Origin of the sequence: Ideonella sp. B508-1, from assembly GCF_000333615.1 — a bacterium.
GTDB lineage: Bacteria > Pseudomonadota > Gammaproteobacteria > Burkholderiales > Burkholderiaceae_C > Ideonella.
This window is the reverse complement of the sequence record NZ_BADL01000026.1, coordinates 1-8910: the sequence shown is the minus strand read 5'-3', so window position 1 is coordinate 8910 and position 8910 is coordinate 1. Positions and strand designations below refer to the sequence as shown.

General features: G+C 71.7%; 7 protein-coding genes and 1 pseudogene. 2 read left to right on the top strand and 6 right to left on the bottom strand.

Going from position 1 to position 8910, the window contains the following annotated elements:
* Positions 1–59 precede the first annotated feature (59 nt).
* Positions 60–1031 (bottom strand): annotated as a pseudogene (locus I73_RS25330) (glutamate synthase-related protein); the annotation flags it as partial.
* A 68-nt stretch (positions 1032–1099) separates the two neighbouring features.
* Positions 1100–1993: an amino acid ABC transporter substrate-binding protein gene (locus I73_RS01470; protein ID WP_022978993.1), complete on the bottom strand. Its 894-nt coding sequence runs from the start codon at positions 1991–1993 to the stop codon at positions 1100–1102.
* Positions 1994–2155: 162 nt separating this feature from the next.
* Here I73_RS01470 and I73_RS01465 point away from each other — a divergent pair, with 162 nt between their 5' ends.
* Together I73_RS01465 and I73_RS01460 are read left to right on the top strand one after the other, a co-directional pair.
* Positions 2156–4513: a penicillin-binding protein 1A gene (locus I73_RS01465; protein WP_083876493.1), complete on the top strand. Its 2358-nt coding sequence runs from the start codon at positions 2156–2158 to the stop codon at positions 4511–4513.
* A gap of 31 nt (positions 4514–4544) precedes the next feature.
* On the top strand, positions 4545–5072 hold the full coding sequence (locus tag I73_RS01460; RefSeq protein WP_022978991.1) for a gamma carbonic anhydrase family protein: 528 nt from the start codon (positions 4545–4547) through the stop codon (positions 5070–5072).
* A 12-nt stretch (positions 5073–5084) separates the two neighbouring features.
* Here I73_RS01460 and I73_RS25325 read toward each other — a convergent pair whose 3' ends face one another.
* From I73_RS25325 to I73_RS25315, 4 genes are read right to left on the bottom strand one after another with little or no spacing between them, the layout of a single operon-like run.
* A complete protein-coding gene (locus I73_RS25325; protein ID WP_022978990.1) occupies positions 5085–5924 on the bottom strand; it encodes a class I SAM-dependent methyltransferase in 840 nt (279 codons plus the stop codon).
* Complete coding sequence (locus tag I73_RS34360; protein WP_022978989.1) at positions 5921–6049, bottom strand: hypothetical protein; 129 nt, start codon at positions 6047–6049, stop codon at positions 5921–5923. Before I73_RS34360 ends, I73_RS25325 begins: the two co-directional genes overlap by 4 nt.
* Positions 6050–6053: 4 nt before the next feature.
* Entirely contained in the window at positions 6054–6479 is a 426-nt protein-coding gene (locus tag I73_RS25320) for a nuclear transport factor 2 family protein (protein ID WP_022978988.1), read from the bottom strand.
* A gap of 48 nt (positions 6480–6527) precedes the next feature.
* On the bottom strand, positions 6528–8510 hold the full coding sequence (locus I73_RS25315) for an NAD(P)-binding protein (protein WP_022978987.1): 1983 nt from the start codon (positions 8508–8510) through the stop codon (positions 6528–6530).
* Positions 8511–8910 lie beyond the last annotated feature (400 nt).

The window sequence follows — 8910 nt, the reverse complement described above, 5'->3', positions numbered from 1 at the left end:
CGATGAGTCGGCGTGATGCCGGTGGTCAGCATGGCCTTGCAGATGGCGAACCACTCTCAGGGGTGGCCGATGCAGAGCTTGAAGCCGGTGGGCTTGCCGCCCGAGAGTTCGCGCAGCCGGACGACGAACTGCAGCAGCTCCTCGGGGGTGCCGAAGGCGCTGTGGGCCGCGGGCGAGACACAGTCCACGCCCACCGGCACCCCGCGTGCCGCGGCAATCTCCGCCGTCACCTTGGGGCCGGGCAGCACGCCGCCATGGCCGGGCTTGGCGCCCTGGGAAAGCTTGATCTCGATGAGCTTGATCTGCGGATCGGTGGCCAGGGCGGAGAACTTGTCGGCATCGAAGTGGCCGGCGTCGTCGCGGCAGCCGAAGTAGCCCGAGGCGACTTCCCAGACCAGATCGCCGCCGTGCACGCGGTGGTGGCGGCTGACCGAGCCTTCGCCGGTGTCGTGCATGAAGCCGCCGCGCTTGGCGCCGGCGTTCAGCGCCAGGATGGCGTTGGCCGACAGCGCGCCGAAGCTCATCGCCGAGATGTTGAACACGCTGGCGCTGTAGGGCTGGGCACAGCCCTCGCCGATGGTGATGCGGAAATCGTGCGAGGCCAGCACCGTGGGCTGCAGCGAGTGGTTGAGCCACTCGTAGCCCTGGCGGTGCAGGTCCAGCTGGGTGCCCAGCGGGCGCTTGTCGGGCTCGCCCTTGGCCCGCTGGTAGACCAGCGAGCGCTGCTGGCGCGAGAAGGGGGCGGCCTCGTTGTCGCTCTCGATGAAGTACTGGCGGATCTCCGGGCGGATGAACTCCAGCAGAAAGCGCAGGTGGCCGATGACCGGGTAGTTGCGCAGAACCGCATGGCGGCGCTGGCGCAGGTCGTGGACGCCGGTGATGACACCGGCCCAACCCAGCAGGGCCCACCACGCTCCTGCGCCAAAGCCGATCCAGGCGAAGGAGCCCAGCAGGGCGGCGGCGGCACAGCCCAGCAGGGCCAGGTAACGGATGGGCAGGTGGCGGTCGAGCGCGATCAGCCAGGCGGGCATGGTCTCCTCCGGTGGCGGCACGGGTGGCCGCGGGTGCATGTGCTTGTGTGCGGCGCCTCAGCCGAGGCTCAGTTGGGCACCATGTCCGAAGGGTACTTCCAGAAATCGCGCAGCAGGTAGTTCATGGGCATGTTCAGCGACACATTGCGTGGCGGAATCGGCTTGGTGAACCAGCGGTCGTAGATGGCGTAGGCCTCGTGGCTGGTGATCAGGCGCTTCATCTCGGCGTCCACCAGGGCCTTGAACTCGGGGTCGTCCTTGCTGAGCATGATGGCCAGGGGCTCGATGGTTAGGAAGCCGCCGATGACCTTGTACTTTTCCGGGTCGGGCCGTTCCGAGCGCAGGCCGTAGAGCAGCACGTCGTCCATCGCGAAGCCGTCGACCTGGCCCTTGTCCAGCATCTCCACGGCGGCGGCGTGGCTGGGGGTCTCGACGATGTCGATGTAGAGCAGGCGCTCCTCGTTGGCGTGCTGCACCGCCTTTAGCACCGTCGTGCCCTTGGTGATGGCCAGCTTCTTGTGCTCGAAGTCGTTGATCTTGTCGAACTTGGTGTTGGCGTGCACCAGGATGCGCGCGCCGGTGATGTAGTGCGGGATCGTGAAGGCCACCTGCTGGCGGCGCTCGGCATTGTTGGTGGTGGAGCCGCACTCCAGGTCGGCCTTGCCTTCCACGATGGCCTGCATCCGGTTGGCCGCGGTCACCGGCAGGTAGGCCACCTCCAGCTTGGGCAGGTTGAGCTGGTGCTTGACCGCCTCGGCCACCTTCAGGCACAGGTCCAGCGCATAGCCCATCGGCTTGCCGCTGGCGCTGTCGATGTAGGACAGGGGCACCGAGGAATCGCGGTGAGCCAGGACGATCTTGCCGCTCTGGCGGATCCGGTCGAGCACCGGGCCGGCGATGGCACAGGTGCCCTGAGCCGTCAGCAGGGCGGCCAGCATCAACAGGGTGAGTTGCTTCTTCATGGACTTCGGGTGTCAGGCTTGTGGCCGGGGCCGCGGCAGGTCGCAGGGTGTCGGCGGCGGAACCCAGGGCGGACCCGGCGAGTCTATGCCCTTCCCGTGTCGCCATCCACCGGTGCGCAAGTGCCGATAATCCACGGGCTGTCCTGAATGGATTCCGACCTGATGCGCAAGCCTGATGTCTCCGCCCTGCTGGGCCTGATGCACCGCCGCCCCTGGCTGTTTGCCGGCGTGGCCCTGGGGGGGCTGGTCCTGGCGACCGGGCTGCTGCTGGGCATCTGGGCCGCACTGCTCTACCCCATGCTGCCGGACCTGGACAAGGTCACCGATTACCAGCCCCGCCAGCCGCTGCAGGTCTTCACCCGCGACGGCGTGGAGATCGCCCAGTTCGGCTCCGAGCGCCGCGTCTTCCTGCCCATCGACCGCATCCCGAAGATGATGCAGGACGCCCTGATCGCGGTCGAGGATGCGCGCTTTCGCGAGCACGGCGGAGTGGACCCGATCGGCATCGCCCGGGCCTTCCTGGCCAACATCACGCCCGGCGGCATGCGGCAAGGGGCCTCCACCATCACCCAGCAGGTGGCGCGCAACTTCTTTCTGTCGTCCAAGCGCACGCTGGACCGCAAGATCCGCGAGGCCCTGCTGGCCATGAAGATCGAGCAGCAGCTCGACAAGGACCACATCCTTGAGCTCTACATGAACCAGATCTACCTGGGGCACCGGGCCTATGGCTTCGGCGCGGCGGCCCAGGTGTACTTCGGCAAGCCGCTGGACCAGCTCAGCATCGCCGAGGACGCGATGCTGGCCGGCCTGCCGCAGAACCCCGGCTACGCCAACCCCATCACCAACCTGGAGCGCGCCGTGGCCCGCCAGCACGTGGTGCTGGGTCGCATGCTGGCCACCGGCGTCATCACCCAGGCCCAATATGACGAGGCCAAGGCCCAAAAACTGGTGATCCGCTCCGAGAGCCAGGTGGCGGTGCATGCCGAGCACGTGGCCGAGATGGCGCGCCAGATCGTCTACCAGCGCTTTGGCGAACAGGCCTACAGCGAGGGCTACAAGGTCACCACCTCGCTGCTGGCTGCCGACCAGCAGGCCGCCTGGGCGGCGCTGCGCCGCGGCGTGCTGGACCACGAGCGCCGCCAGGCCTGGCGCGGCCCGGAGGACCAGGAGGATCTGGGCGACGACACCAGCGACGACGAGGACCAGGCCGCCCAGATCCTGAAGGACCAGCGCGACGACGAGGACCTGCGGGTGGCCCTGGTGCTGCAGGCCAGTCCGAGCAAGGTGGAGGCGGTGCTCGCCACCGGCGAGAAGGTCACCCTCGAAGGCGAGGGCCTGCGCTGGGCCAAGAGCGGCCTGTCGCCCAAGGCGCCGGACAACCTGGCCCTGCGCCGCGGCTCGGTGATCCGCGTGAGCAAGGCCGACAAGGGCGGCTGGGCCATCGCCCAGTGGCCGCAGGCCCAGTCGGCCTTCGTCTCGCTGGACCCGGCCACCGGCCGCGTGCGGGCCCTGGTGGGGGGCTTCGACTTCACCCGCCAGCAGTTCAACCACGCCACCCAGGCCTGGCGCCAGCCGGGCTCCAGCTTCAAGCCCTTCCTGTACTCGGCCGCGCTGGAACATGGCGTGCAGCCGGCCACGGTGGTCAACGACGCGCCCTGGCCGGTGGGCCCTGACGGCTGGAACCCGCAGAACGACAACGGCCAGTACGACGGGCCGATCTCGCTGCGCCGGGCCCTGGCCAAGTCCAAGAACCTGGTCAGCATCCGCCTGGTGCAGTTCATCGGGGTGGACACGGCGCGCCATTGGACCGGCCGCTTCGGCTTCGACGTGGACCGCCAGCCCAGCAACCTGACCCTGGCGCTGGGGGCGGGCAGCACCACGCCGATGCAGCTGGCCACCGCCTACGCCGCGCTGGCCAACGGCGGCTACAAGGTGGATCCGGTGGTGATTGAGCGCATCACCGACGCCCAGGGCAAGGTGGTTTACCAGGCCCCGCCGCCGGTGCCGCTGACCGAGGCCCAGCGCATCATCCCGGCGCGCAACGCCTTCGTGATCGACAGCCTGCTCAACGAGGTGACCCGCAGCGGCACGGCCGCACGCGCCCAGGCCACGCTCAAGCGCCCGGACATCTACGGCAAGACCGGCACCACCAACGACGCGGTGGACGCCTGGTTCGCCGGCTTCCAGCCCTCGGTGGTGGCGGTGGTGTGGATGGGCTATGACGACCCGCGCAGCCTGGGCAGTCACGAGAGCGGCGGCGGCGCCTCGCTGCCCATCTGGCTGGGCTACATGTCCCAGGTGCTGCGCAATGTGCCGGTCCACACCTTCGATCCGCCCGAGGGCGTGGCGGAGGTCAACGGCGAGTGGTACTACAGCGAGTACGCCGAGGGCGGCTACGTGACCCAGATCGGGGTGGATGATGCGGCGGGGGCGGCCTCCGGCGCATCTGCCGCCGAGGGCGCCTCGGCGCCGCAGGAGGCCGCGCTTCCCCCGGTGGCGCCCGCCGCCAGCCACCCCTGAGTCCTCTTTCCATTCCGCAGGAGACAAGCACATGGCCGTGTACGCACTGGGCGAGCAGCAGCCGCAGATCGACGACAGCGCCTGGGTGGCCGATTCGGCCCAGGTCATCGGCAACGTGGAGCTGGCCGAGGAGGTCAGCGTCTGGTTCGGCGCCATCCTGCGCGGCGACCAGCTGGAACCCATCCGCGTGGGCCCGCGGACCAATCTGCAGGAAGCCTGTGTGCTGCATTCCGACCCCGGCAAACCGCTCACTCTGGGCGCGGGCGTGACGGTGGGCCACCAGGCCATGCTGCACGGTTGCACCGTGGGGGACAACACGCTGATCGGCATTGGCGCGGTGGTGCTCAACGGTGCCAAGATCGGGGCCAACTGCCTGGTCGGCGCCGGGGCCCTGGTCACCGAGGGCAAGGAATTCCCGGACGGCTCGCTGATCGTCGGCAGCCCGGCGGTGGTCAAGCGGGCCCTGACGCCCGAGCAGATCGCCGGCCTGGCCCGCAGCGCCAACCACTACGTGGCCAATGCCCGACGCTTCTGCGAGGGGCTCAAGCGCATCGACTGAACGGGCGCCGGCTCAGCGCCGTCGGGCCGAGAAGGCCAGCAGGGCCTGGCGGTGCAGCACCGTGCCCTCGGCATCGGCCAGCGGGCGGCAGCGCTGCAGGAACTCGGCCTGCAGCCCGGGCAGGGACTCGGGCGGCAGCAGGTGCAGGTCGTACATGCCCAGGCACCATTGCCACAGGGCTTCGGGACGCAGGCGCTCCTCCCGCGTGAGCCGCGTGCAGGTCAGGTGGTCCCCGAAGTGCGGCGCCAGCAGGGCCTGCAGGCCGGCCTCGTCGTGCCAGCGCCGGTCGCCAAAGCGCAGGGCCTGCCAGTGCGCGCTGCGCGGCTGCTGGCCCAGCAGGTCCAGATAGGCGGCGAAGGCCGGGCCGGGCTCGGCCCGCGCCCCCACCACGCCCGCCAGCAGGCCGCCCGGGCGCAGCACACGGGCCAGCTCGGCCACGACCGCGTCCGCATCGTCCATCAGCATCAGGGCCAGGTGGCTCACCACGATGGCCAGATGGGCGTCGCCCAGCGGCAGGGCCTGGGCGCGGGCCCGCAGCAGCGGGACCTGTGCTCCCAGCCGCTGCCGGGCCGCGCGCAGCTCGTCGGGGCTCAGGTCCACGCCCAGCCAGGGCCGGGCCACGGGCGCCGCATCGGCCCGCAGGCGCGCCAGCAGCGGCCCGTCGCCACAGGCCAGGTCCAGGCCGGGGCCCGGCGGCAGTGCGGTGTCGTTGCAGGCGCTCACCAGCCAGTCGTAGGACGAGGGCCAGGGGCGGCCACCGCTGTCCTGCCAGGGCAGGGCGTCGAACACCTGGGCGGTGAGGCCCGCGTGGTTCCGATGGAAGGTGGCGAGAAAGGACTCGGCCAGGCTCATGCGGTGCCGTCCGGCTGGGGTGGGGGTGCCAGGGCTTCGTCGACCACCGCGGTCATCCAGGCGGCGATGGCTTCGTCGCCGCGCTGGGCCAGCACCTGCGCGCTGCGCAGTTCGGTCGGGTCCATGGGCTCAGGCACCGTTCGCGCCGGCATCCAGCGGCTCGACCGGGATCGGTTCGACCAGGTGCGCCCGGTTCGCCGGCGCGGCATAGGGCTCGGGCCAGAACTCGACCATGCGGGCGATGCGCCCGCCCTGCACGGTGAAGAAGCTGAGGGCCCGGGCCCGTTGCACACCGTCGGTGATGCTGACGTCGGTCACCACCTCATCGGCCGAGGCGCCGCCGCCGGCCACCAGGCGGTTCAGGGTGAAGCGCCAGGGGCCGTGGGCCGGGTACTCGGCGTTCATGCGCACGAAGTTGGCCGCGCCGCGAAGGCGCTCCTGCGACTGCGGCCAGTCCAGCGTGAAGTCTTCGGCCAGCAGCGGGGCCAGGCTGGCGAAGTCGTTGCTGGCCATGCGTTGCCAGAAGTCGCGGACGCATTGTTCGGCGGGGCTCATCTCGGGGGGCGGTGGATGGGGGTGTGCCATCTTGGCATGCCCTCGGGCTCAGGGCTTCCGGCCGTCAGGGGATGGCCAGGCCGGCCCCGGGGCCACATGGGCTGCGGGCAGCTGGGCGCGCGGCAGCAGCTCCTGCACCGCGCGGGCGGCCTGGTCGATGGCGCTGTGGGCATAGGCGTAGGCGCCCGCGTCGGCATTGGCAATGGCCACCCGGCCCCAGCCGCGGCGGGCCGTCTCGCAGGGCAGCGGGCCGTCGGGCCAGTACCGGTCCCAGGGCCGCATGTACTCGTAGGCATAGCCATGGGCCCAGCGGTTGACGGTGATGGCCTCGATGTCTCGGGCATGGTCGAAGCCGAAGCCGCCCAGGGCGCTCTGCAGCGTCTGGCGGATCTGCGTCTCCAGGTGTTCGAAGGACCAGCCCAGCAGCTGGGCCCGTCCTTCGGCCGCCTGCGTTCGCGCGGGCCTGCCATCGCCCGGCACCACGACCTTGGCCAGGTGCAGCAGGATGGGCTCGTCCGGGTGCTCCGGCGGGGCGAGGCTGCCCATGCGCACCGCGAAGTCCAGCGAGGCCTCGTCCCAGAAGCCGCCGACCGGCGTGAAGCCGTGCAGGCCGGCGCGGGCGAAGGCCCGCCAGTTCGACAGCAGCACGTTGGCGTAGAGCAGCGGCACCTTGACCTGGTCGTCCAGCGCGCGCCGCTGGGCCGCGGGCAGCTCGTCGCTCAGCCGCGCGATGACGCGGTGCCAGCAGGCCAGCAGCACCTGGCGGGCCCGCACCTCGCGCAGCCGGCCCTGGCCGTCCACATAGCGCACGGCCACCTGCTCGGCCTGGTCCGGCGGGCCCAGGTGGCGCAGGCCCACGGCCGTGGCGCGCAGGCGCAGCCGCACCGGCTGCTCGGGCTGGTCCAGGGCCGCCATGTCCAGCACGCCATCGGCCAGGCTGTCCATCGTCTGACCGGGCAGGCTGCCGGGGATCAGGCCGCGCACCAGGGCCCGGGCCACGCCGGCGTTGCCGTCGGGGAAGTGGAAGATGTACGGGTCCTGGCTGAGCATCAGCTGGCGGCCGCTGGGGGACTGGCGGCGGTCCGGGCCCTCGCCCAGGTCCAGGCCGGCGAAGCCGGGCAGGCCACCGGCCCAGGCGTCCAGCGCGGTGGTGGCTTCGGTGCCCACGCCGAAGTAGGCGCGGGTCTCGCCGCGCAGCAGGCGCAGCACCTCCTCGTCGGCGCCCCAGTGCCGGCGCAGGAACTGGTCGTAGGTCATGCCGGCCAGGGCGGCGCGGCGGGCGTTCGGGGTGCGCAGATGCGGCAGCGGGTTGCGGGGCGTGTCGCTCGCGTAGAGGGCGGCCAGCGTGGCCTGGGCCGCGGGCGACAGCGGCGTGCGGGCCAACCAGGCGGCGTCGGGCTCGTCCGGCTCGGGGCAGACCAGGCGGTCGGCGCCTTGCAGGCCGGGCCACTGGTCGGCGGTGAAGAGGCGGCCATGGCGCAGCAGGCCATGGCGACGGGACCAATCCTGGTCGAAGAACTCGCTCTGGAAGCGGGAGAGGTCGATGCCGACATCGCGCAGCAGCTGGTGCACGGCGGGCGAGAACAGGCTGGGCGAATCGAGCGACTGCGAGCCGCCGTAGCCCACCAGGCGTCGTCCCGAGCGGGAGAGGAATTCGTTGCGCCGCGCGTGTCCGCCCAGGTCGTCCAGGGCGTCCAGCAGCAGGATGCGCACCGGCCGTCCGGCGTGCTGGCGGTAGAGCCAGGCGCCGGCCAGACCGCTGATGCCCGCGCCCACGACCACCAGGTCCTCCACCTCGGGGTCGCGCTCGACGACGGCGTCGCGCAGGGCCTCGGGGTGGTCGCGCCAGGCGTGGGCGTGGGCCCGGGCGCTGTCCGTCTGGCCCTGCAGGCCGGTGCGGCGGCTGGGGTGGTCGGCGGGCGGGCCTTCCGCGGGCGGCGTCTGGGCGTGGGTGGGCAGGGTACGGCCGGCCAGGGCCAGGGCGGCGGCGCCGTGCAGCAAGTCGCGGCGCTGGATGTCGGGGAAGGGCATGGGGCGTGAGGTTAGCGCGGCATGTCGGGCTGTGGTGGGGAGGAGGTGGCGGGCCCTGGGGTGCCGGGGCACCGGGGGGGCTTCGGCGGGTCGGCCCAGGCCCGGCGGGCCTGGGCTGCCCTCGGGTGCTCGCGGGGCGGGACGGGCGTGGAACTCGCTGCGCGCTCAAGCGCTTCGCTCAAACACCCACGCTCAGTCAGTTCAGGAGGCGCGCTGGCGCGCGCGTCCCGACCCACTGCGCGCCCTCGGCGACCCGCAGGCGCCCACCCCGGTGCCCCGACACCCCAGGGCGGGCGCGGTGGTGCTCCTTGAAAGGGAAGGGTCGCCACCCACGGTGACCGCGGTGGACGGTGGGCCGGGTGGCGGGGCGTGGAGGGTGCCGAGGGTCGGCGGGTGCTGG

Coding starts and splice junctions, on each gene's coding strand:
- I73_RS01470 (WP_022978993.1), bottom strand. CDS start 1,993: ATGAAGAAGCAACTCACCCTGTTGATGCTGGCCGCCCTGCTGACGGCT.
- I73_RS01465 (WP_083876493.1), top strand. CDS start 2,156: ATGCGCAAGCCTGATGTCTCCGCCCTGCTGGGCCTGATGCACCGCCGC.
- I73_RS01460 (WP_022978991.1), top strand. CDS start 4,545: ATGGCCGTGTACGCACTGGGCGAGCAGCAGCCGCAGATCGACGACAGC.
- I73_RS25325 (WP_022978990.1), bottom strand. CDS start 5,924: ATGAGCCTGGCCGAGTCCTTTCTCGCCACCTTCCATCGGAACCACGCG.
- I73_RS34360 (WP_022978989.1), bottom strand. CDS start 6,049: ATGGACCCGACCGAACTGCGCAGCGCGCAGGTGCTGGCCCAGCGCGGC.
- I73_RS25320 (WP_022978988.1), bottom strand. CDS start 6,479: ATGAGCCCCGCCGAACAATGCGTCCGCGACTTCTGGCAACGCATGGCC.
- I73_RS25315 (WP_022978987.1), bottom strand. CDS start 8,510: ATGCCCTTCCCCGACATCCAGCGCCGCGACTTGCTGCACGGCGCCGCC.